This window comes from Conexibacter sp. S30A1, assembly GCF_023330665.1.
Lineage (GTDB): Bacteria > Actinomycetota > Thermoleophilia > Solirubrobacterales > Solirubrobacteraceae > Palsa-465.
Genome location: NZ_CP097127.1, coordinates 844541 through 867074 on the forward strand (window position 1 = coordinate 844541; position 22534 = coordinate 867074).

24 protein-coding genes and 1 riboswitch are annotated in these 22534 nt (G+C 67.3%); of the genes, 11 read left to right on the forward strand and 13 right to left on the reverse strand.

Annotated elements, in window-relative coordinates; translation table 11 throughout:
- A complete protein-coding gene (locus tag M3M54_RS04190; protein ID WP_249020930.1) occupies positions 1 to 3831 on the reverse strand; it encodes a Pls/PosA family non-ribosomal peptide synthetase in 3831 nt (1276 codons plus the stop codon).
- Positions 3832 to 4193: 362 nt separating this feature from the next.
- Here M3M54_RS04190 and M3M54_RS04195 point away from each other — a divergent pair, with 362 nt between their 5' ends.
- The 5 genes from M3M54_RS04195 (at position 4194) to dinB (ending at position 9756) form a co-directional block, all read left to right on the forward strand.
- Complete coding sequence (locus tag M3M54_RS04195) at positions 4194 to 5543, forward strand: transposase (protein ID WP_249019411.1); 1350 nt, start codon at positions 4194 to 4196, stop codon at positions 5541 to 5543.
- A gap of 82 nt (positions 5544 to 5625) precedes the next feature.
- Positions 5626 to 6060 (forward strand): PaaI family thioesterase, encoded by a 435-nt coding sequence (locus tag M3M54_RS04200; protein ID WP_249020931.1) that lies wholly within the window; start codon positions 5626 to 5628, stop codon positions 6058 to 6060.
- Positions 6061 to 6109: 49 nt separating this feature from the next.
- Positions 6110 to 6318, forward strand: a riboswitch (cyclic di-AMP (ydaO/yuaA leader).
- Between the two features lie 51 nt (positions 6319 to 6369).
- Complete coding sequence (locus tag M3M54_RS04205; protein WP_249020932.1) at positions 6370 to 7065, forward strand: septal ring lytic transglycosylase RlpA family protein; 696 nt, start codon at positions 6370 to 6372, stop codon at positions 7063 to 7065.
- Between the two features lie 86 nt (positions 7066 to 7151).
- Positions 7152 to 8630, forward strand: a complete 1479-nt coding sequence (locus M3M54_RS04210; RefSeq protein ID WP_249020933.1) for a glycoside hydrolase family 6 protein — start codon at positions 7152 to 7154, stop codon at positions 8628 to 8630.
- A 70-nt stretch (positions 8631 to 8700) separates the two neighbouring features.
- The gene (gene dinB, locus M3M54_RS04215) at positions 8701 to 9756 is read left to right on the forward strand and encodes a DNA polymerase IV (RefSeq protein ID WP_249020934.1); all 1056 of its coding nucleotides are present in this window, start codon (positions 8701 to 8703) and stop codon (positions 9754 to 9756) included.
- A 19-nt stretch (positions 9757 to 9775) separates the two neighbouring features.
- Here dinB and trxA read toward each other — a convergent pair whose 3' ends face one another.
- Positions 9776 to 10510, reverse strand: coding sequence for a thioredoxin (trxA, locus tag M3M54_RS04220; RefSeq protein WP_249020935.1), 735 nt, complete (start codon positions 10508 to 10510; stop codon positions 9776 to 9778).
- Positions 10511 to 10536: 26 nt separating this feature from the next.
- Here trxA and M3M54_RS04225 point away from each other — a divergent pair, with 26 nt between their 5' ends.
- Both M3M54_RS04225 and M3M54_RS04230 read left to right on the forward strand, forming a co-directional pair.
- Positions 10537 to 11376 carry an alpha/beta fold hydrolase gene (locus M3M54_RS04225; RefSeq protein WP_249020936.1) on the forward strand — a complete coding sequence of 280 codons (840 nt, stop codon included), beginning with the start codon at positions 10537 to 10539 and terminating at the stop codon, positions 11374 to 11376.
- Positions 11377 to 11693: 317 nt separating this feature from the next.
- Positions 11694 to 12161, forward strand: a complete 468-nt coding sequence (locus M3M54_RS04230) for a helix-turn-helix domain-containing protein (RefSeq protein WP_249020937.1) — start codon at positions 11694 to 11696, stop codon at positions 12159 to 12161.
- A gap of 67 nt (positions 12162 to 12228) precedes the next feature.
- On the opposite strand, the gene M3M54_RS04235 is transcribed toward M3M54_RS04230, so the two are convergent.
- Entirely contained in the window at positions 12229 to 12621 is a 393-nt protein-coding gene (locus tag M3M54_RS04235) for a hypothetical protein (protein ID WP_249020938.1), read from the reverse strand.
- 454 nt (positions 12622 to 13075) lie between these two features.
- Here M3M54_RS04235 and M3M54_RS04240 point away from each other — a divergent pair, with 454 nt between their 5' ends.
- Positions 13076 to 13369 (forward strand): hypothetical protein, encoded by a 294-nt coding sequence (locus M3M54_RS04240; RefSeq protein ID WP_249020939.1) that lies wholly within the window; start codon positions 13076 to 13078, stop codon positions 13367 to 13369.
- 143 nt (positions 13370 to 13512) lie between these two features.
- The gene (locus M3M54_RS04245; protein WP_249020940.1) at positions 13513 to 13977 is read left to right on the forward strand and encodes a hypothetical protein; all 465 of its coding nucleotides are present in this window, start codon (positions 13513 to 13515) and stop codon (positions 13975 to 13977) included.
- A 245-nt stretch (positions 13978 to 14222) separates the two neighbouring features.
- On the opposite strand, the gene M3M54_RS04250 is transcribed toward M3M54_RS04245, so the two are convergent.
- The 6 genes from M3M54_RS04250 to M3M54_RS04275 form a co-directional block, all read right to left on the reverse strand.
- Positions 14223 to 14648, reverse strand: coding sequence for a type II toxin-antitoxin system VapC family toxin (locus M3M54_RS04250; protein ID WP_249020941.1), 426 nt, complete (start codon positions 14646 to 14648; stop codon positions 14223 to 14225).
- Entirely contained in the window at positions 14648 to 14896 is a 249-nt protein-coding gene (locus tag M3M54_RS04255) for a type II toxin-antitoxin system Phd/YefM family antitoxin (RefSeq protein WP_249020942.1), read from the reverse strand. The genes M3M54_RS04250 and M3M54_RS04255 overlap by 1 nt, the downstream gene beginning before the upstream one ends.
- 180 nt (positions 14897 to 15076) lie before the next feature.
- Positions 15077 to 15508 (reverse strand): PIN domain-containing protein, encoded by a 432-nt coding sequence (locus M3M54_RS04260; protein WP_249020943.1) that lies wholly within the window; start codon positions 15506 to 15508, stop codon positions 15077 to 15079.
- Complete coding sequence (locus tag M3M54_RS04265) at positions 15505 to 15729, reverse strand: type II toxin-antitoxin system VapB family antitoxin (protein ID WP_249020944.1); 225 nt, start codon at positions 15727 to 15729, stop codon at positions 15505 to 15507. Before M3M54_RS04265 ends, M3M54_RS04260 begins: the two co-directional genes overlap by 4 nt.
- A 160-nt stretch (positions 15730 to 15889) precedes the next feature.
- Positions 15890 to 16294, reverse strand: a complete 405-nt coding sequence (locus M3M54_RS04270; protein WP_256465840.1) for a type II toxin-antitoxin system VapC family toxin — start codon at positions 16292 to 16294, stop codon at positions 15890 to 15892.
- Entirely contained in the window at positions 16291 to 16539 is a 249-nt protein-coding gene (locus tag M3M54_RS04275; RefSeq protein ID WP_249020945.1) for a type II toxin-antitoxin system Phd/YefM family antitoxin, read from the reverse strand. Before M3M54_RS04275 ends, M3M54_RS04270 begins: the two co-directional genes overlap by 4 nt.
- 421 nt (positions 16540 to 16960) lie before the next feature.
- Between M3M54_RS04275 and M3M54_RS04280 the strand changes: the two genes are divergently transcribed.
- A complete protein-coding gene (locus tag M3M54_RS04280) occupies positions 16961 to 17590 on the forward strand; it encodes a hypothetical protein (RefSeq protein WP_249020946.1) in 630 nt (209 codons plus the stop codon).
- 211 nt (positions 17591 to 17801) lie between these two features.
- On the forward strand, positions 17802 to 18479 hold the full coding sequence (locus tag M3M54_RS04285; RefSeq protein WP_249020947.1) for a GntR family transcriptional regulator: 678 nt from the start codon (positions 17802 to 17804) through the stop codon (positions 18477 to 18479).
- 10 nt (positions 18480 to 18489) lie between these two features.
- Here M3M54_RS04285 and M3M54_RS04290 read toward each other — a convergent pair whose 3' ends face one another.
- The 4 genes from M3M54_RS04290 to M3M54_RS04305 are packed head-to-tail and all read right to left on the reverse strand — an operon-like array spanning position 18490 to position 22530.
- Positions 18490 to 19962, reverse strand: a complete 1473-nt coding sequence (locus M3M54_RS04290; RefSeq protein WP_249020948.1) for an NAD(P)/FAD-dependent oxidoreductase — start codon at positions 19960 to 19962, stop codon at positions 18490 to 18492.
- The gene (locus M3M54_RS04295; RefSeq protein ID WP_371878642.1) at positions 19959 to 20273 is read right to left on the reverse strand and encodes a (2Fe-2S)-binding protein; all 315 of its coding nucleotides are present in this window, start codon (positions 20271 to 20273) and stop codon (positions 19959 to 19961) included. The genes M3M54_RS04290 and M3M54_RS04295 overlap by 4 nt, the downstream gene beginning before the upstream one ends.
- 26 nt (positions 20274 to 20299) lie before the next feature.
- Entirely contained in the window at positions 20300 to 21517 is a 1218-nt protein-coding gene (locus M3M54_RS04300) for an FAD-binding oxidoreductase (RefSeq protein WP_249020950.1), read from the reverse strand.
- Positions 21514 to 22530, reverse strand: a complete 1017-nt coding sequence (locus tag M3M54_RS04305; protein WP_249020951.1) for a proline racemase family protein — start codon at positions 22528 to 22530, stop codon at positions 21514 to 21516. The genes M3M54_RS04300 and M3M54_RS04305 overlap by 4 nt, the downstream gene beginning before the upstream one ends.
- Positions 22531 to 22534 lie beyond the last annotated feature (4 nt).

A 22534-nucleotide genomic window follows, 5' to 3' on the forward strand; every position in this document is an offset into this window, starting at 1 on the left:
TCAACGCGGCCCCACCGGCGCGCCGTGCCAGCGCGATCCGGCAGGGAGCTCCTCACCGCGCATCACAATCGACCTGCCGCCGACAGAGGTTCCATCGCCGATCACCGTGTCGGGCAGCGCCACGCTGCTTGGCCCCAGGCTCGCTCCGGCGCCGATCAGGACCGGACCGGTGCTCATCACGCGGTCGTGGAAGAGGTGCGTCTCGACCACTGCACCACGCGCCACGGCGCTCCCGTCGGCGAAGCTCGCCAGATCAAACTCGGTGGTGTTGAGGTTCTCCACCCACACGTCGCTGCCCACGCGGGCGCCGAGCAGTCGCAGGTACAGCGACATCAGCGGGGTGCCGAGCGCCATGTCCATCAGCAACGGCCCGGCGAGTTGCTCCTGGCAGCTGTTGATGATCTCATCGCGCCAGACGTAGAAGGAGAAGAATGGGTGATCGCCAGCGGTGTAGCGCCCCATCAGTGCCCACTTCACGACCACGGTGACCAGCACCGCGCCGACGCCCAGCGCCACGAGGATGACGGGCATGGCCACGGCCATCCAGGCCACGCCGAGGTGACGGTGGATGTCCTCGGCAAGCCCGTAGGCACCGGAGCCAAGTGCGAAGGCGACCGAGCTCGGCAGCATGATGCGAATCACGTCCATCAACCGCCTGGCTACGCGCAGGCCCAGGGGAGGGTTGATGGTGCGTGCCGGGTCGGCGCACATGGGTCGGCGTGGCAGCTCGAGCGCCGGCGAGCCGAGCCACGATGTGCCCGGCGCCGGCGCCGGCGGCGCGAGCGTCATCACGCCGATCAGGCTGTCATCGCCGATGGTGCTTCCCGCTTGCAGGATCGCGCTGTTGCCGAGGAATGTCCGGTCGCCGACCTCTATGGGTGCAACGTAGAGCCAGCCGTCACGAGCGCGCGCGCTGGCAAAGACGACGTCGTCAGCCGCGAAGCTGGCGCTACCGAGGCGCGTCAGACGGTTGAGGCCAACGACGTTTGAGACCTCGGTGCGTGGGCCCACGGGAATGCCGCAGAGCCTGAGCCAGCGGTTGGTGAAGCTCGATGCGTACAGCGGAAAGAGCGCAAAGCGTGACTGCTCCATGATCCGATCTGTCATCCAAAGCGCCCAGGGTGTCGGACCGTTGCCGTGGTGCCAGCCCGGCTTGATCAGCCGGCCCAGGAGCCGCACGCAGAGTGCCACAGACAGCGCCATGAAGACCGTGAAAAGCAGCGCGAACGCCGGGGAGAGCAGCAGCATGTCGCGCATCAGCGCAAGCGAGTGCCGTGGGGCACGCTCGACCATCAGCAGCGGCGCCAGACCGGGTGCGGCCGCCAGCAGCGGCAACACCATCTGGGCGATCATCCCGAGCGCGTAGAGGCGCCGCCACCGTCGTGCGCGCTCAGGTGCGGTCGGTGGTGGTGGGGTCGCCGGCCAGTTCTCGCCAGCCTTTCCGACCTTCCTGCCTGGGGCGCCTGCCCAGCGCTCACCTGCTGGGACCGTGCCCGTGATCACAGTTCCCGGCTCAACTTCTGAACCGGGTTCGAGGCGCGCGCCTGGCATCAGCAGCGTGCGCGCGCCGACGCGCGCACCGGCACCGACCGACACCTCACCGATCACCAGCTCGGCGCCTTCAACGTGCCAGCCCAGCATGTCGACGGCACCCTCGACCGTGGCACCTGGGCCGATCTCGATGAAGGATGCTGCCGACGGCAGCGTTCCGAGCCTCGCGCCGCGCCCGACGCGGTGCCCGAGCAGCCTGGCGTAGCGCGCAGCCCAGGGGGTACCGGCCAGGCCATCCAGGCGGCAGTGGCCAGCGACGTGCTCGACGAAGCTGACCCTGAAACTGAGCCAGCTGTTGCGCGGATAGCGTCCCGGTTTCACGCCCCTGAGCAGGACCCTGCTGACCGTGACCGAGATCAGCGCCCGGGTAGCAACGTTTGAGAGCAGCAGCCAGCCACCGATGATCCATAGCCACCCGAGCTGCGGTCCAACGTGATACCAGCGGTCAAACGCCAGCACCCCAGCCATCCAGGAGGGCACGTCGATCAGCACCAGGCTCAGATGCAGGATCAGTTGCGCGAGGCGCGCGCCGCGGCTGGAGCGAGCTTCGCTGCTGGCCACACTCATCCCAGACTCGCCGAGGTCCTGCAGCCGTGCGGCGAAGGTGCTGAGTGTCGGGTTGTGGTAGAGGTCTGCGACCGCCACAGCCGGGTAGCGACGCCGCACGGTTGAGATCAGCTTGGCCGCGGCGAGGCTCGTGCCGCCAGCGGCGAAGAAGTCGGAGTTGGGTCCGAGCGCAACCGGCCCAAGCTGTTCAACCCAACGCTCGCCGACCCAGATCTCGTGCTCACTGAGCACGCTGCCGTCCGCGCCAACTCCCGCGGCCAAGGCTTGCGTGTCGTCTGAGAGCGGCCATGGCAGCGCGCGACGGTCGACCTTGCCGGCGGTGTTGACCGGCAGTTGCTCAAGCGCGACGAGCAGTGGCGCCAGACCAGCCGGCAGGCGCTGGGCGACGTGCTGGCGAATTTGGTCGTGGTCACCGTCGGCGACGATGTAACCCACCAGGAGCTTGTTCCCAGAGCTGCTCTCCCTGGCCACGACGGCCGCCGCACGAACGCCCGGCGCGCTCTGGAGCGCTGCCTCCACCTCGCCCAGCTCGATGCGTCGGCCGCCGACCTTGACCTGATCGTCGCGCCTGCCTACGAACTCCAGGCCATGTTCACCGATGCGGACGATGTCACCAGTGCGGTATGCGCGCCGCCAGCCCAGCGCCTCGACACCGGCGTAGCGTGTCGCGTCCAGCTCGGGATCAAGGTAACGGCCAAGGCCGACGCCGGCGATCACCAACTCGCCGCTTTCACCAGGGTCGACCGGCCGTTCCCCATCAAGCACGGCCACCTGCCAGCCTTTCAGCGGCCAGCCGATGCTGATCGGCTCGCCGGGGATGATCGGCGCCGCCGTGGAGACGACGGTCGCCTCCGTGGGACCATAGGTGTTCCAAACCTCCCGCCCGGCGGCCAGGCGCCAGCCGAGCTTCTCGGGGCAGGCTTCGCCGCCGAGGATCAGCAGCCGCACGTTTTGCAGGCAGGACTCATCCCAGAGCGCCGCGAGCGTCGGCACCGTGGAGACGACCGTGATGTGCCGTTCCACAAGCCAACTGCCCAGCTCGACGCCGGCACGAACGACCTCCCGCGGGGCGGGCACCAGCGCCGCACCGTGCGCCCAGGCAAGCCACATCTCCTCACAGCTGGCGTCAAAGCCAACCGACAGGCCGGCCAGGACCCGGTCGCTGGAGTGCACCTCCCAGAGCTTGGACTCGGCCTGCACAAACGCTGCCGCTGAGCGGTGGGTTACGGCCACGCCCTTCGGCTGGCCGGTCGTGCCGGATGTGAAGATGATCCAGGCGTCATCATCGGCCTGCGGCTCGCCGCACGCGCGGCGCGGCGCGTGAGCTGTCATCTGGATGCTTGCGTCCATGCCGAGCACGGCACAGGCCTCCGAGCGCTCGAGAATGCTGTTGGCGCGCTCCTGCGGATCGTCGGCGTCGATCGGTACGTAGGCGGCACCGCAGGCGATGACCGCAAGAATCGCTGCGTAGAGCTCCGCACCGCCGCTGCGCACACGCACCGCCACGCGGTCGCCGCGACCGATGCCGCGCGCCCGCAGGCGCGCCGCCAGAGAGGCTACGGCGGCGTCCAGCTCCGCATACGAGTAGGTCGCGTCTGGCGCGTCAAGCGCCAAGCGCTCAGGCCAGCGCTCAACCGTGCCCCTGAAGATCTCAAGCAGCGTCCGCGCGCGCTGCTCGCGACTCGGGTTCCAGGCCCGTTGACGGGCGCTCACAGCTGGGCCAATCGACTGCACTGGTTTCACGCTGGTGGCCTCCTGGGGTCCGTCCGTAGGTCTGGGAGCTTGCAGCTAAGCTGGTCAGCACGAAGCCCTGATAAGCGGCCTGTTAGGACTTCGTTACCAGGTGTTTTTACACAGGTTGTATTAACCTCGGGTTTCGCACTTTTGGGCCTGTAGCGGCATAGCGGCGTAGCAGGTGGTGGTGGACGGGGCCGTGGCGGGCTGGTGTGGCCTGTTGGCGCGGTGTCGGGGAAGGAGCATCGGCGGCTTGCGCGAAAGCGGTTGCTGTCAACATAACCCGTCCGTCGCGGCCAAGGGGAGGCACGCTGCGCGGCTTCTCTTGGAGGCTGCCGCCGATGCTCTGCGTCCCATCTTCGCTGAACGAGCTGCTTGTCCTGTTTGAGTCGTGTTTCACCCGTCCCACGTTTGAGACGTTCCGGGGGGTGTTGGTCGGTCAGGTCTCGCAGACCTCTCTGCGGTGCGTGACCGGGATGCTGACAGGCTCAAGGCTGTCGGGGGTGTGGCATCACGCGCGTTGCCACCGGTTCTTCGCCAATGCCCGCTGGTCCGTGGACGAGCTCGGGTTACGGCTCGCCTGCCTGATCGTTGAGCGGTTCACAGAACCGGGTGCGAGCGTGCTGGTCGCGGTCGACGACACGCTCCTGAAACGCAGGGGACGCCGGATCCACGGCACCTTCTGGCATCACGACGCGACCGCCAACAGCCGCTCAGGCTCGGTCGCGTGGGGGAACAACTGGATCGTGGCCGGGATCTGTGTCAAGCTGCCGTTCCTGCAGCGCACCGTATGTTTGCCGGTCCTGTTCCGGCTCTGGCAGCCGCGGCGCGAACAGTTCGTCAAGCAGCACAAGCCCGATCCTGAGCGGCCCGGGAAGGTCAAGCTGGCCAGGGCGATGGTCTGCCTGCTCGCCAAACGGCTGCCGGATCGCCAGATCAACGTGGTCGGTGACAGCGCCTACATCAGCCAGGCGTGGCGTGCTGCACCCAAGCGGGTGACGATCACATCGAGGCTGCGTAGCAACGCGGTGATCTACGCCCCTGCGCCGCCGCGCACCGGCAAACGCGGCCGGCCACGCAAATGGGGCAAACAGCTTGAAAGCCTTCAACAGATCGCAGCCGACCCCGCCACCGAATGGGTAAAGACGACCGTCAGGCGCTACAGCAAAACCGAGACGCTCGAGCTGGCTGAGATCAACTGCCTGTGGGAGCCGCTCGGCGCCGAAACCCCGGTCCGTGTGATCCTCGTCAAAGACGACACCAAGCCGTGCGGCTACCAGATCGCGCTGATCACCACCGACCTTCACGCCACCGCCGCGCAGATCGTCGAACGCTACGCAGACCGCTGGCCGATCGAAGTCGCCTTCCAGGACGGCAAAGAACTGTTCGGCGTCGGTGATGCCCGCAACCGGACCGAGAAAGCCGTGCAACGGACCGTCCCATTCCAGTTCTTGGCGATGGACCTCACGATCATCTGGTACGCGCTCTACGGACATCACCCCGACATCGTCACAGAGCATCGCGCCCGCGCCCCCTGGTATGTCTCCAAGACCACCCCATCATTCCAGGACATGCTCGCCAAGCTACGACGAGTGATCATCGCCACCCAATTTCAACCCGAACAGGCCCGAACCCCCACAACCCAGGAAATCAACCAAGTCCAGCAAGCATGGGCAGCCGCCGGCCTATGAACTGCGAAACCCGAGTTAACCTAAAGGTGCCCCCAGGGGCGCCTGCGGACCGGTTTATCCACGACCCGTTATGGTGCGCGAGGTGCCGGACCTGCCCTTCAGCTCAAGCAGCGGCTTTGATGCCTTCTACGGGCTCGAGTTCCTCGAGCTCGGGCCGGAACGGGCACGTGGGCAGCTCCTCGTGCGGCCCGAGCACCTGCAGCCCTTTGGCCTCGTGCACGGCGGCGTTTATGCCGCGATGGCTGAGGGCCTGACGTCGTTCTCGACAGCCTCGGTCATGCTCGAGCGCGGATTCGCTGCCAGCGGGCTCTCAAATCACACGAGCTTTCTGCGGCCGATCACCGCAGGCACCGTCCACGCCTTGGCCACCCGCAGGCATGCAGGGCGAACGACATGGGTCTGGGAAGTCGAGCTGGCCGACGATGCGGACAGACTGTGCGCGATCTCGCGGGTGACGATCGCCGTGCGCCCGCTTGGACCAGACGACGCACGAGCGCTAGCCGATGCGACTGTGTGATCACAGTCACACACGCACCCGCTCGCTTATGCAAACCTGCCGGACGTCATAAATCGACCTGCCGAATCGTCTGCGCTCGGTGCGCGGGCGAGCGGGGGAACCAATGTCCGCCAGCCAGCCTGGCCTGGCCGGACGGGGGCGAATCGGATGCGGGCAACCTGCCCACAGCATCCGTAGCGCAGAGCACACACGCCACGCGTGCGTGATGCTCACCGCGAGCCCGTCAGCTAACCCCGTAGGCGCCTGTCGATAACGCAAAAGGGGGGCCCTCACCGTATGAGAGCCAAAACTGACAGGGGCACGCTCCGCGTGCTGAGATCCGTTGTGTTGGCGCTGGTCGCGCTGACCCTTGCTGGCGGCCTCGCGGTGGGCTCTGCACGCGCGCTGGCTGCCGTCACGCCCGCTGGCCAGCACTCCGCAGCGGCAAGGCGCAGGCCGCGAGGCCGGCGAGCAGAGCACTCGCTCCGCTCGGCGCTGCGCGTTGCCCGGCGCGATCTGGCTGCGCCTTCCGGGACCGTACTCGTGGTCCGCGGGGTGCTGAAACCGGCCCGTCCGGGTGCCCGCGTCCGCCTTATCGCCCGCGCTGGCCGCGCCTGGCGGACAGTCGGCTATGCGCGAACACGGCGCAGCGGCCACTTCGGCATCCGCTACCGGCTACACGGGACCGGCGAGAGCGCCATCAGGGTGGCGTTCGCCGGCAGTCGCTTCGCACGCCCAGCCTCAGCCCTCGCGGGGAGCATCATGGTGCTCACGCCGGCCGTCGCCTCTTGGTATGACGATGCCGGAAGCACCGCGTGCGGGTTTCACGCGCGCTACGGCATAGCCAGCCGCACGCTTCCCTGTGGCACGCACGTGACGCTCTCCTACGGCGGGCGGACGGTCGTCGCAACCGTCGACGACCGTGGCCCCTATATATACGGGCGCACGTTTGACCTGAACCAGAACACAGCCGGCTACCTCGGGATGTGGGGCGTGGCCCGTGTGTACTCCTGTGTGAGCGCCTGAAGCGGAGGCTCGGTGCGCGCTCCAACGAGCGTCGAGCCTGTCAGCTGCGCCTCATGGCCGGTGATCGCCCGCCGATACGCACAACAATGCCAAGCAGACTCCTGACCCCGTTCGTGGCGCTACTCATCTGTCTCGCGGCACCTCCGGCGGTATCGGCTGCCACCCCGAACCGCTCGCCCCGACGCGACTCCAGAGCGCGCAGCGGCTCCGGCAGCGTCTTCTTCTCGAGCCCGGTCTACCGGGCGAACGAGAACGCCGGCCAGTTTGCGGTGACGGTCGAGCGCACCGGCAACCTCAGCAAGCCCGAGACGTTCTACTACGGCGTCACAAACCTGGGGTCTGAGGCCGGTAACAACTTCGACAAGGTGCCCAACACCAGGGCCCAGTTCGCTTCGGGTCAGAGCACCTTCACGTTCGAGGTGACGATCAACGACCAGGGCATCAACGGACCCATGCGGACCGCCCGAGCCTATCTGTTTGGCGCGAGCCAGCAACCGCTCGGTTCACCCAGTCAGGCGACGATCGACCTGCTGCAGAACGATCCGCTCGCTGCCCGCGACCCGGCCAACCCGCTCGGCTACCCACAGGCGCCGACCGACGGTGATCCGTTGCAGTACGTGCAGTGGTATGTGTTCGGCCCGCAGTCCCCGGCCGGGGTGGCGATGACCAAGCTCGGCGCCAGCGACGCCGCCTGGAGCAGCGCGCTGCACAAGATCGCCTACACGCCGGGGTCTGGAACCTACCGCTTCTGGATGTGGAACCACCCGACATCCACCCTGGCCGCCACGGTGGAGAGGTATCTGGCTGACGCGGAGCAGGCCCAGCCCAACACGACCGTGCCACTCAGCACGTACTCGCTCGTCCACGGCAGCTGCGAGAACCCGAACGCGATCAGGCGCCGCTTCGAGAGCTGGATCACCCAGCTCGCAGACGGGATCGGCAACTTCCGGGTCGTCCTCTACCTGGAGGAGGACTCGCTGATGGAGACCCACTGCCTGACCCACAGCCAGATCAAGACACGCCTACAGGAGCTTGCGTTTGCGGTCAGGGCGCTCTCGCGCGACCCGCATGCGCTGGTCTACATGGACGCGGGCGCCCCCGACGGCTGGAGCTCTCCGCGCCGCATGGCCTCCTATCTCAGACAGGCCGACATCGCCCAGGCGCAGGGGTTCTTCGTCAACGCCACCCATTACGACTGGACCACCAGCGACATTCACTACGGTCAGGAGATCGCCCGGCTGACCGGCGGCAAGCACTTCATCGTTCAGACCGACGACAACGGCCGCGGCCCACTGGTTCCCAAGGATCGCGCTTTGAACGGCAACGAGGATCTCTGCAACCCGCCCGGCCGCGGCATGGGTCCCCTGAGTTGGAACACGGGCTATGAGTACGTCGACGGCCTGCTGTGGTTCAACAATCCCGGAAACTCAGACGGTACCTGTGGCGCAGGCGATCCGCCGATCGCGCAGTTCTGGCCCGCCTACGCGGTTGGTCTCGTTCAGCGCGCCACAAACCAGGTGACTGGCCCGCACTTTGACCTTTTGAAGTCCGCGACCAACCAGTAGTCAAGGCGCATGTTGCGCGGGTCCCGGACAGAACATCTGTTCTGTCCGGGACCCGCGCTTGCATGTGGGTATGAGCGCGCGCTGCGTAGCCCACATCGACATGGACGCCTTCTACGTCTCTGTTGAACTGCGACGACGCCCCGAGTTGCGGGGCAAGCCCGTGATAGTCGCCGGGCGCGGCCCGCGGGCGGTCGTCACCACGGCCTCCTACGAGGCTCGCCGCTACGGGGTCGGATCAGCGATTCCCGTGTCTGTGGCGCGGCGCCTGTGCCCGCAGGCGACCCTCGTCGCTCCGGACTTCGCACACTACCGCGCCGTATCAGCGCAGGTGATGGGGATCATCCGCAGCCACGTGGAGACGGTGGAGGTTGTCGGGCTGGATGAGGCCTATCTGGACCTGACTGATCTCCCTGCCCCCAAGGCGTGCATGCGCCTGGTCCTCACCGAGATCGCCGAGCGCACGGGCCTCTCGGCCTCCGTGGGTATTGGTCCCAACAAGCTGGTCGCGAAGGTGGCCTCGGACGCCGAGAAACCGCGCGGCTTTCTGGTCCTGACTCGCAGGGAAGCCTGCGAGCGCTTTGCCGCCTCCTCCTGCCGGTTGATCCCGGGGATCGGCGAACGGACCGCAGAGCGCCTTGGGCTGCTCGGCGTGCGGACCGTCGCCGAGCTCGCCGGGGCCGATCCAGGGCTGCTGCGCGGCGAATTCAGCTCGTGGACGACGGCACACCTGCAGGCGCTCGCCCGCTTCGAGCACGACGGCGCTGTGACGCAGGAGCGCAAGGTCGTCTCCGAGTCGCGCGAGCGCACCTTTGACCGTGACATCAGCGACCGCATCGAGCTCGAGGCCTCGCTCGCAACCCTGGTGGATGAGCTTTGCGAAGCGCTCTCAGACCAGCGGCGCAGCGGCCGGACGGTCGCGATCAAGGTGCGGCTCGCTGATTTCACGACGCATACGCGCGCCCAGACGCTGGCGATACCGGTGCGCCAGCGTGAGGACGTGGGCCGAGTCGCGCTTGCGCTCCTGCGAGCGTTTACGCCAGCGCGGCCGGTCAGACTGCTGGGGGTCAGGGTCGCCGGTCTGGCCAGCGATCACGCGGCCGCAGAGCAGCTTGCGCTGACCCTGTGAGACATACGCGTGGGAGGCGTCAGTAGAGCGCCGAGGCCAGCCGCCGCCGCGCTGAGCGCGCGAGCTCGCTGCCGGCACCCAGCTCGTCGAGGACGCCGACAACCACCTTGCGGATCTCGTCACGGGCGCCGTTTGCCTGCGGCAGCGCCTCGATCAGCAGGTCGATGCCACGCTCGGTGTCGTGTTGGTCGAGTGCCGCGAAGGCCTCCTGCAGCCTGGGGTCGGCCTGGCGCTCGAGCGAGATGCGAGCACTGAGGCCGTCCGCGGCGAAGCTGCCCGTGACGTTCGCGAGCAGCTTGGCGGCCTCGTCGTGCTGCCCGCGAGCGAGCAGCAGACGCGCGAGCGGCAGCGCCGCGTCGGCCCGGCCAGGCTCAAGCTCAAGTGCTTGGCGCAGCGATGCTTCATCGCCCTTGGCCACGAGTCCGTCTGCCTGCGAGGGCACCAGCTCGTTGACAAAGCGCTCCACCGCCGGTGCCGGCAGCGCGCCTGTGAACTCGGACACGACCGCGCCGTTCTTGAACGCCTTGACGGCCGGGATGCCCTGGATGCGGTATTGGGCCGCCAGGTTCTGGTTGGCGTCGGTGTCGACCTTCACGAGCTCGACCTTGCCGGCGTGCTGGGCCACCGCCCGTTCGAGCACCGGTCCGAGCTGGCGGCATGGTGCACACCACTCAGCCCAGAAGTCGACGACCACCGGAATCTGCTTTGAGCGCTCGATCACCGCGCTTGCGAATGTCTGCTCTGTCACGTCCATCGGTTCTTGATCCTAGAGTCTCGTTTATGGCTACTGAATTCAGCGTAGAACACGACGGCGTGACGCTGCATGGCGAGCAGGCGGGAGCCGGCGTACCGGTATTGCTGCTCCACGGGCTGACGGCAACACGCCGCTACGTCGTGATGGGCTCGCGGCTGCTGGAGCGCAGTGGGCACCGGGTGATCGCATACGACGCACGCGGCCACGGGCGCTCGTCGCCGGCCCCATCTCCAGACGCCTACGGCTACGAGCTGCTGGCTGGCGATGCGCTCGCGATCATGGACTCCCTCGGCATCGGCCAGGCCGTCCTGGCCGGCGCATCGATGGGCGCCCACACACTGCTGAACCTCGCGCTGAAAAATCCTGAGCGAGTCGCCGGGATCGTCGTGATCACGCCCGCCTACAGCGGTGATGAGGCGCTTGAGCGCAGCCGCTTGGCGCGTTGGGACAAGCTGGCTGAGGGCCTGCGACATGGCGGCGTCGACGGCTTCCTCGCCGCCTTTGGCACCCCACCCGGCAGTCCCGAGTTCGCGCGCACGGTCCTCACTGTGACCCGCCAGCGTCTCAGCCAGCACCAGCACCCGGAGGCGCTCGCCGACGCGCTTTCGTCGGTGCCGCGCTCGCGGCCATTCGCCAGCCTCGCTGACCTGGAGCACCTGGATCTGCCAGCGGCAGTCGTCGTCTCAAGCGACGAAGCCGACCCGGAGCATCCCGAGGCGCTCGGCCGCGCGTACGCGGCGGCGATTCCGGGTGCGCGACTGATAACCGACCCGCCGGGCAGATCTCCTGTCGCCTGGCAGGGCAGCCAGCTCTCTCAAATCATCGCCGAAGTGGCGGCCGAGACGGCCCTCGCTCAGCGCTCCTGAGCAGCAACGCCGCGACCCGGTGCCACGTGATCGCGGCACAAGCCCACGGTTATAGCTCAGACGTGGCTCCAGATGCGCCCGAGTCCAGCGGCTACCGCTGTAATGCGAATGGCTGCCATAACTCAGTGGCATAGCTATCTTCGTTGCGCCATATAGCCAAATGCCATAGGTGGCTATAGCCGCTTCTGATGGGCGCTACAACGTCGGATACGGGGTCAACGGCAAACGACATACGGTCATAAACAGCTGTAAACGTCTGTAACGGGCTCAAAACTGCCCTATGAGAGCCCGGTAGCTCCATAATCTCGTCCACAACGATGGCTCAGCAGTTACTTTCAGCCCAGCAGGCCGCCGAGATCCTCGGCCTACAGGTGCGCACCGTGCGTGAGTACGTGCGGCAGGGGCGGCTGCCGGGCGTCCGCATCGGCAAGCAATACCGGATCGCGCGTGCGGACCTCGAGGCGTTCAGCGGCGTTGAGCCGGAGGCGGGGGAGGTGGCACGCGAGGGCGAGAATCGCAGGCGCTCAGCTGAGAAGGCCGCGACCACGGTCGAGGTTTCAGCCGTGGTTCAGGTGACAAATCTGGCGCCGGAGACGTGCACACGCCTGGAGCGAACGCTTGCAGCAGCCGCGGGCGCTGCCGTCGGGGGCGAAGACGGCACGCCGCTGCTGCGAGTCGAGCCGGTCTACGACGCTGCGCGTTCGCGGCTCAGCATCGTGATCGTCGGCGGCGGCGCGCAGACGGCACAGCTGTTGCGCATCATCGACGCGTTCGCCGACCGGTGATCAGTTCGGCGAGGCTGCGCTCGCCTGGACGCGCTGCTGCGGCCACAGGTGAGCGCGGAAACGAGACTCAGGACGCCTCAGGCCAGAAGTCTTCCTGGACCATCTCGCCGTCGTTCTCATGGTGAGGACCGAAGACGAGCAGCTCCAGGCCCTCGGGACCGGCCTCAAAGGCACGCAGCACCGAGGGCGCAACGCGCAGCGCGTCCAGACGCGCAAGCGGCCTAACCTCGCCGTCCAGCACCGCCGAACCCGAGCCGCCGACCACGACGTAGACCTCCTCGGCCTGCTTGTGCCGGTGTGCAAAGCCCTGTCGGCGTCCCGGATGGATGTGGTGGTAGGCCAGGCCGGTGTCCTGCGCCTGCAGCGCTTCACGGGGGAAGCGCGCCTCCTGGATCTCGGTCATGCCGAAGCCGACCGCTGCGTCGGGAACTTCCTGAATGTTGACGATCGTGTAGCTCATGATCCCCACAGTCTAGGGGCCGCACCGATCGGACCATGATCCTTCGGCCGCACACACGGCGCAGCATTTCGCCATGACCACGTCACCTGTGGCGGTGTGCTTCGGTTGGGTTGCGCTCACCATGCATTGGGGGACAGCGTCGCTGCGGCGCAGCCATCGCTGCGCGCCAACCCGTGATCGCAAGTGGAGAGTTCTCGTGATCCTTGGCATTGCTCAAGCGGCACGTGCCGACACGTCGGGCACCAACTCGTCGTGGGCCAGATCGCCCAGGCTGCCGCGACCCACAGCGGTCCCTCCGGTGGCAGGGATGGTCGCCAACTGGGCTCATTCTGACGCCGGTCTGCTTTGCAGGTGAACAAGCGCGGCCCGGCCGCGAGAGCAGCCACCGTGCCCTATGAGCACGGCGCTCGGCTCACGACCTGGAACGCTCTATCACACGCGTTACGCTGTGCGGGTGCGTAACGAGATAAGTCCAGATGGGCGGGGACGGCTGCTGTTACCGAAGGATGCCCGTGCGGTCCTGGGTGTGCTGGAGGGCGGAAACGTCGCCGTTGAGTTGCGCTCTGACGGTTCCGTACTGCTGCGCCATGCGGGTAAGGCCGAGGCTGAGTCAGCCGCCCGCGCGATCGACGCACTCCGCGGGTCGATGAAGGGCGACGGCCCGTCGGTCTCCGAGTTCCTTGCCGGCCGCCGGCGGGAGGCAAAGCTCGAGGACGAGCAGGAGGCGCGGCTTGCCAGTGGTGCTTGACGCCAGTGCCGTTCTCGCACTGCTGCGGGCCGAGGCGACACGACTCTCCGAGAGGCGGTAGCTGCGCGGCACGAGCATCGAGGTCCGTGGCCGGATGTTCCTAGTTGACACACGGTGCGTATTCGAGATGGTCGTCGGTACCCGTGGGGCTGAGCCGCTACGGGAGCGTCTCGCCCGCCGGTCGGGACTGGGCCGCGCCACATCTGGTGGATGCGGAGGTCTTCAGCGTCATCCTTGAGAGGCTTCAGCTATTGAGCGAGCCCTCGACGACGAGCGCCGCAATCGGAAAGGGTGAGCACGGGTGGGACGATGATCCGGATCGCCGGGTCAGAGAACAGCGGCGTATCGACGCCGGACGGATTGGGTGGCTGAGCCTGAGTGTCCTGCTCGACACCACGGTGCTGATCGACCTGCTCCGCGGCCGAGCGCAGGCCATTGAGCGGCTCGCAGCGTTACGTCAGCACGGCGAGCCGCTGTTCACCACCGCGATCAACGTCGAGCAGGTTCATCGTGGCATCAGGTCCGCCGAACGAGCCGCCGTCAACAGACTGTTCGCCGGGCGTCGGATCGCACCGGATCAGCCATGCGGAGGGCGTCCGGGCCGGTGAGTGGCGCCGTGAGCATGCAGCCATCGGCATCACGCTTGCGCATGCGGACTGCCTGATCGCAGCTGCCGCTGTCGCTCTGGGCGTCCCGCTGGCAACTGACAACCCCACGGCTTTCGCGATGGCAGAGGTGCAGGTGCAGCATTGGGCGGTCGGCATCTGACCCTCGCGGGCGGGGGCCAGATCGCTGCTCGCAATGCTCGATAATGCATATTATGTCTCGCATCGACACGCGGGGAGTCTCATCGTCAGCTGACTGCAGGCGGCGGGACGGGCCTTACGTCCAGCCCTGGAACGCCCGCGAAGTCGCGGGTGTTGCTCGTGTACAGCGGCAAGTTATACGCGAGAGCTGACGCTGCGATCAGCGCGTCATAGGACCGTGCCGCGCTCGCGCGGCCGCTCTGCGCGAGCGCCGCGCGCACAAGCCCAAACTGGCGGGCGCACTCGCTGGTGAACGGCAGCGCGTCGAAGTCGAGCTCGGCGCGCTGCAAATGCCGCTGACGCTTGGCACGCTCGACGAGGTCGTCGGTTGCGAGCGGGCCGGCGGTGAGCTCGGCGAGGGTGATCGCCGAAATGAGCGGCTCTTCCGGAAGATCCTCGGGCTGCAGATCCCCGAGGTAGATCACGGTATTCGTGTCAAGGAGCCCGACTTGCGGGCGTTCAGCGATTGCCATCAGAGCGAGCCGTCGAGCATGGCGTCGATTTCGGCCTTCATCCGGTCTGGGTCAACCCGTCCAATGCCCCGGCGGCGCGATATCAGCTCCTGGGCCGTGAGGCGCGGCCGCGGCGGCGTGGAGAGCGGCCGCAGCTCCGCGACCGGCTTGCCCGCCGAGGTGATGGTGAGCGTCTCCCCTGCTTGTACCCGTGCGAGGACTTGGCTGCCGTTGTTTCGAAGCTCTCGAACAGCGATCGTCGCACTCACGTACACAAGTGTATCACGCCCGTAGCCGCTGGCGCCGTGCGTCGGCTATGGCACGGCAGCCGGCGACGCTGCCACGAACGTGTGGTCGCTCACACAAGCGTGCTGTCATTTGAATGACGCTTTGTGTTTGCCGGGAACGAGCTGGCGTCGTTTTCTCGACGGTTCGCACGCCCTCTGTCATCACTGCCGTGCCGCGTCAAGCGAGCCGCGAGGTGCTAACCACTCCACGGACTGTCCGGTGATCGCCGCGATGCGGTCGTAGTCTTCGTCGTAATGCAGAACTGTCATGCCCGCCGCCTCCATGGCCGCGGCAATCAGCAGTTCCGGATGGCGGACTGATCGCTGATGAAGCCCACCACGTGCGGCGAGTCCGCCGCACAACGCCAGAGCTCGATCCCAAGCGTCCACCTCCAGGCGACACTCCGGTAAGGCGTTGAGCTCTGCGCTGAGGGTCGCGAACTCATCCGCGGTGCGCGCGCTGTAGAGAAGTTCGAGCTTGGCCATGGCACAGACCGCGATCTCCACGGCGACGACTTCCTCGTCGAAGCGCGCCCGGATGGCGCCGCCGACAGCCCGCGTCCAGACCCAGGCGCTCGTGTCGGCAAGTCTCAACGCGTGACCGACCTGGACGCCCGCAGGGCGCCCAGAGCCCCTGGCGTGAGGTCTGGAAAGTCGCGCTGCGCCAAACGCGCCCTTGCGTCACGGTTGACGACTGCTCTCAGCGCCGCGTGGACGGTGTCCGTCGTGCGAGTCGTGCCCAGCACGAGCGCCGCGGCATCGACCAAGTCAGCCTCGAGATTGATGTTCGTACGCTTGATCGCAGCTCGTCCCATGCCGCAACTCTGCACCATTCGTGATGCTCGCGATACACCTGGGACGCCGCGTTCAATCCACACCAAGATATGCATACAGCTCTCCGGCGCTGAGGCGCGGCCGCGCCAGCATCGAGAAGGGCCGCGGCCACGCGATGGCAGCTGGCGTGAGCGCAAGATGTCACTGCGCGGGCCAGGTGGTGTCGCCCGGCGCTAGGACCTTGAGGGCATTAGCTTCAGCAGCCTCGCGCATCCTGACGTCATAGATCAACGCAACGTCGACCTCGAGCCGGAGTGCCGCAGTGATGTGTAGAGCGTCCAGTGACCGCAGGCTCCTTCCGGGCAGCAGGCCGGCGTGCGTGTAAACGGAGCGCGGCAGCGCGTGCAGGGTCACACGGTCGAGGAGAATGGAAACAGCCACACCGGGGATGTCCTCGCGGCAGGCGAGGCGACGCAGTTCCGTTTCGAGCAGATCGGTTCCTACAAGCTCGACATCAGCTCGACCACAGAACTCGCGCAGGACTTCCGATTCCGACTCGCGCTTGAGGAGCTTCGCCGCCGCACTCGTGTCGAGGTACGCCCTCAGCGGTCGCCTCGCAGGTCCGCGAGCGCGTCCAGCACGTTCCCCGGTCGGTCGTAGAGCGGCACGGCGTCAAAGCCGCGCGCAGTAGCCGCGCGGGTCACGGGCAGCTCCGGCTCAGTCTCTGAAGCCGGGCTGATCCGGGCGACCACAGAACCGTTGTTGGTGACCAACATCGACTCCCCCGCCGCGACGTCGCGCAATACGGCGCCGGACTCGTTGCGCAGCTGCCGATGCGTGATTGTCCGCATCGCGCAAGTGTAGCACCACCGTAGCACGTGCGCCGCCAGCAGGTGTGAGCGCTCGGGTCCAGTGATCGTCAGCTCACGGCGGATGGACCGACAGACCAGCGGCGGGTTGTACGCGAGCGCTGACGCGGCCATGCGGCCGTCGGACGGTGTCGCCGGCGCCTTGGCAGGTTCGAGCAGATCGTCGGTGGCAAGTGGACGCGATGTGAGCTCGGCGAGGTGATCCAGGAGAATGACGCTTGCACCGCAAGAGCTGTTCGTCGACGGGGAACTCGACCCGAGGCGGTTCGGCCATCGCCAGCGCTGGTTGGCCGCGTCAGCCTCGTCTTCGTTCAGGTGGTTACAAGCATGAATCTCGCAACCGCCGACCCCTCTGAGTGCGTATCCAGGACATCCTGTCCCCTTCTCTGGAGGAACTCTCACGATGTCCATTCGTAAGCGCCTCGTCCGTACCGTCGCCGTGGTATGCGCCCTGTCTCCGGCCCTGCTCGCGCTGGCGCCGGCGGGCGCCAGCGCGCGCGAGCGGCCCCACTTTGGCCGTCCGCAGACACCCACGACATTCGGTTATACGTCGCTGACGCTCAACCAGAGCACCGCCAGCACGCTCACAACACTCGGCCTCACAGTCACGCCGATCGCGCCGGCCAGCGGGGGCTGGAACGGTGCCGTCGACTTTCCGATCACCAACCCGTTCTTCAGCGCGCTGGGCACCGGCCAGATCGACCACTCCGGCGGGATCGCGATCAGCAACGGCCAGACCACCGTTGATCTCGAAAACTTCGACATCAACATCGTCAGCCAGACGCTGAGCGCTGATGTTTCGGTCGTCAACGGCTCGACGACCAGCTCAGATGGCCGCGTGACCATCGTCAACCTGAGCTTCGCCGGCTCGTCGCTGCGCTTCGGCTTTGGCGGGATCGTGCTCGGCCCGGTCACGGCGACGCTCAACAGCACCGCGACTGGTCTGCTGGGCAACACATTTGGCTCCACGACCGTCTCAGCGCTTCCAAGCCTGCCGCTCGGCACGGCAACCGTGAACTATCGCCTGTTCTGACCGGCCGCTGATCACCCGGAGCTGGTGGCGGTGCCGCTTGCGCCCCCACCAGCTCCGATCGCCGACACGCGATCATGATGCCAAAGTGCCTTCGCGTACTGCGGTCGAGCTAGCTCGGGCAGAGGTGTCGCCTATGAGATGGGCCGCGGGCAGTAAAATTGCAATTGCAGCGTCGCCAACAGGTAGCGTTAGCGACCGATCCGACCTCGCCGTGAGCATCTCCAACCTCAACCCGCTCGAGAAGACAAGCCTGCGTGACCGGGTGGCAACCGCCCTGCGCGCGGCGATCATGGCCGGCGAGATGGAGCCAGGCGTGATCTACTCGGCGCCGTCGCTGGGCGAGCGTTTCGGCGTCTCGGCAACGCCGGTGCGCGAGGCGATGATCGACCTGGTGCGCGAGGGCCTGGTGGAGACGGTGGCCAACAAGGGCTTCCGGGTGACGGACATGACCCAGGCGGACTTTGACGAGATCATTGAGATCCGACTGCTGCTTGAGCCGCCGGTGCTACGCCAGGTGACAGCGCTCATCCCGGAGCGGGACTTTGATCATCTGCGGCGCCTGGCGCAGAGGATCGTCGACCGGGCGGCGGACGGCGACCTGGTGGAGTTCATGGCGGCCGACAGCGTCTTTCACCTGGCGCTGATCGCCTACGCCAACAACCACCGGCTTGAAGCGCTGATCGCCGACCTGCGGGCCCACGCGCGTCTCTACGGCCTCGACACGCTGCGGCGCAACGGGACCCTCATGGATGTGGCCCGCTCGCACATCACGATCGTGGATACGCTGCGGACCCGCGATGGCGCAGCCGCCGAGCGGCTGCTCGCAGATCACATTCGTGACACGCGCAGGCAGATGGCCAAAGAGGCGCTCACGCTGGCCGCCACCTGACCGCCGCCGGTCAGTGCTCCAGCAGCGATCCGAGCCGTATCGGGGCGCAGGGAAACTGCTTGGCGAGCGGCCGCAGGTCCTCGGCGTTCAGCTGTCGTGCCTGGCCGGCGGCCGCGAGCGTCGCGGTGGCAAAGCCGCACACATGGCCCTGGCACCACCCCATCCCGCAGCGTGTGAGGAGCTTAAGCGTACGCGCGTCAGTGGCAGCCAGATCGCTCGTGGCCTCACTGACCTGGGCGTAGGCGACCTCTTCACAGCGGCAGACGAGCGTCTCTGGCGTGAGCCACTCAGACCAGCGCGGCGGCACCGGATGTGAGCGCTGCATCGCCACCGCGAAGGCGCGCAGGCGCCGGATCTCCCGCCTGAGCGCGCGCACGCGCGAGCGCTCGAGATGGGTGGCGTCTGCGGCGGCTATGCCTGCCAGTTCCCCCTCAGCCAGCGCGAGTTGGGCGCCACCGACGCCGGTTGCCTCGCCGGCGATGTAGAGACCGGCAACCGTGCTCTGCTGCTCTTCGTCGACGACCGCAACCAGGGACTGATCCACATCGACACGGGTCTCGGCGCCGGCAGCGCTCACGAGCTCGAGCGCCGGAGTAAAGCCCCACCCGAGCGCCACCAGATCCACGTCGAGACTCTCAGAGCTCTCCCGCAGGCGCCCGTCGGACCCAAGCCGACCAAGCTTCACCGCCCCAACCTGCTCGCCGGAGCTGTCGGCCTCGATCCGCATCACCACCGTGCCGGTCCGGTATGGGACTCGGGCGCGCGCAAGCGACCACCCGTAGGAGGCAGCTTCGGCGAACTTGGAGGGCGTACGCGCGACGGTGGGCAGATGCCTACCCCAGTTGCCTATGCGGCTTGCTTCACAGACCGCCACCACCCGGGCGCCGTTGCGCGCCAGCTGCTCTGCCACTGGCAGCAGGAACGGACCCGTGCCGGCGACGACGGCGCGTTTGCCTGCGAGCGTCCGTTGGCCCTTGAGCAGCGCCTGAACGCCGCCCGCCGCCATGACGCCCGGTAGGTCCCAGCCGGGGATCGGAAGCTGGCGGTCATAGCACCCGGGACACAGGATCAAACGATCAGCACGAACCGTGCGTGGCATGCGGTCGTCCGGCGCTCCACAGGTGGGCGCCAGGTGCAGCGTCCAGTCCGGCTCTCCTGCGTCCGAACCGGGCGGCTCGATGAACCACACCTGCGTGGCCGCAACATGGACGGCTGCGCCCGTCTGACGGTGGCGTCGGATGCGCTCGTTGAGCGCTTCAAAGACCTCCCAGTCACGGTGGCCCACGTGGTCGTGGGGACCTGCGCTCGACACGTTGGCGTGGCGCCAGTACTGACCGCCTAGTTGCGCGCCTGCGTCGATCAGCACGACGCGCCTGCCCAACCTCGCGGCCGCCGCCGTGGCGGCCAAACCGGCCGGACCGCCACCGACCACGGCGACGTCGTATGCCGGCTGTTTGGCGACGCCAGAGCGTTGCACGCTCACGCGACGCCACCGTCGGTCGTGGGCGTGAGTTCAGACCCGGTTGAGGTCAGCTGCATCCCGTCACTGGCGGGCAGCAGGCAGGCACGCAGGTTCGGAACACCGTCTGCGGTGATCAGGCAGTCGTAGCAGATGCCGATACCGCAGAACAGGCCACGCGGGCGGCCGCCGTGACGTGTCCGGCGCCAGGATCTGATCCCGGCCTCGGTGAGCGCCGCCCCCACAGACTGGCCGGCACGGGCGGTCAGCTCACGTCCGTCAAGCGTGAGATGGATCGTTGCCGGCACGCCCGGCACAGGAACCTCAGGGACCATGGAACCCGCCTGACGATCAAGCTCACTCATGCCGGCGCCACGGCCTCAAACCGCGCGGGCGAAAACGGAGCCAGGTCCATGTCGGTGCCCTCCCCCGCCATCGCCTGGCTGATCAGCTTGGCTGTGCCGACCGACAACCCGATACCGGCGCCCTCGTGCCCGGTCGCGTGCCACAGCCCCTTGAGGCGTGTGTCAGGTCCCACCACCGGCAGGTGATCTGGCGAGTAGGGGCGAAAGCCGGCGTAGCTGCGCAGCAGTGTCACTCCCGCCAGTCGCGGGAACAGCTCGAGCGCCGCGCTTGCGATCGCGCGCAGGACCGGAAGCGAGACACGGCGCTCAAAGCCGACGTGTTCACGCGAGGAGCCGATCAGGATGGTTCCTGCCTTGGTGCCCTCAATCACCGCTGAGACCTCGAGGCCAAGGTGCTCGGATTGCGTGGAGGCAACGTACTCGCCCGCGTAGACCTTGTGGTTGATGGTCGGTGGCAGCGGCTCGGTGACAAGGACAAAGCCTCGCCGCGGCCGGATCGGCAGATCGACACCGGCCATCGTCGCGATCTCTCCTGCCCACGGACCTGCCGCATTGATCACCTGCTCGCAGGCGAGCGTGCCCTGCGAGGTCTGGACGGCCACAACGCGCCGGCTCTCAGTGCTGGCCTGTACCTCGAAGCCGGTGACGTTCACGCCGGTCGAGACCACGGCCCCCGCGGCTCGCGCCAGTCTGAGCAGATGGGCGGTGAGCAGCATCGGCTGGACCTGCGCATCCTGCGGATAGTGGACAGCCGCGGCAAGCCCCCTGCGGATGTGTGGCTCGTGGTCGGTAACCGCGTCCGGCTCCACGTCGCGTGCATCCACCCCACGCTGCCGTTGCTCAGCCGCCAGCGTGCGCAGAGCCCGGCCGGCCTGCGCACTTGTGGCGACCACCAGGCCGCCCTTGGACTCGAACTCCCAGAGCTCGCCGTACTGCGCAAGCTCCTGCTCCCACAGCGCGCGCGAGTACAGCGCCAGCTCGAGCTCCGGGCCCGAGACCTTGTCAGAGACCAGCAGGTTCCCCTCCCCCGCGCTGCTCGAGCCCGCGGCCACCGCGCCACGTTCAACGACGTGTACAGCGAAGCCCTTGCGAGTCAGAAAATAAGCGCAGGCGGCGCCGACGGCACCGGCGCCGATCACAACGACGTCGGCGGGCCGGCCGGCGGAGCCTCGTCGCGGCGCGATCGCGCCGCCTGTGCGGGTCGCATGCGTCAAAGCAGAAATCCGGCGGGAAACGGGTCTGCTGGATCGAGCATGTACTGACCCATGCCGGTGATCCAGGCACGCCCCCGCACGGTCGGGATCACAGCTTTGACAGTCGTGCGGTCCGCGGCCTCAAGCTCGCACTCCTCGACCAGCTCGCCGGTGAAGGTCGAACCGATGTAGGACTCGTTGACAAACGGCTGGTGCAGGCCCAACTCTCCACGCGCATGCAGCTGTGCCATCCGGGCACTCGTGCCGGTGCCACAGGGCGAGCGGTCAAACCACCCTGGATGGATCACCATCGCGTGACGTGAGTGGCGGGCGTCAGACCCCGGTGCCTGCATGTAGACGTGGTGACAGCCCCTTATGTCGCTACGTGAGGGGTGCACCGGCGGCGCCTGGGTGTTGATCGCGTCCATGATCGCCAGGCCGGCGTCGAGCAGGCGCTGTTTGGCTGCACGCTCAAACGGTATGCCGAGTGAATCGAGCGTGACGATCGCGTAGAAGTTCCCGCCAAAGGCCATGTCGTAGCCAACCGTCCCAAACCCGTTCACATCAACCTGCTGATCCAGGGCGACGCTGAAGGACGGCACGTTGCGGATGCGGACAGACTCGGCGTGCCCATCACGCACCTCCACCTCGGCGATCACCAGACCGGCGGGGGTATCCAACCTGATGACCGTCAGGGGCTCGAGCACTTGCACCATGCCCGTCTCGACGAGCACCGTCGCAGTGCCGATCGTGCCGTGACCGCACATCGGCAGCAGTCCCGAGACCTCGATGAACAACACGCCGAAGTCCGCGTCGGAGCGCGTCGGTGGCTGCAGGATCGCGCCCGACATGGCGGCGTGTCCGCGCGGCTCATACATGAGCAGCGTCCGCAGCGCATCGCTGTGCTCGATGAACCACAGGCGCCGTTGCGCCATGGTCTCGCCCGGAATCGTGCCAACCCCACCGGTGATCACGCGGGTCGGCATGCCCTCCGTGTGCGAGTCGACTGCCTGGATGACGCGGGTCGCTCGCATGCTC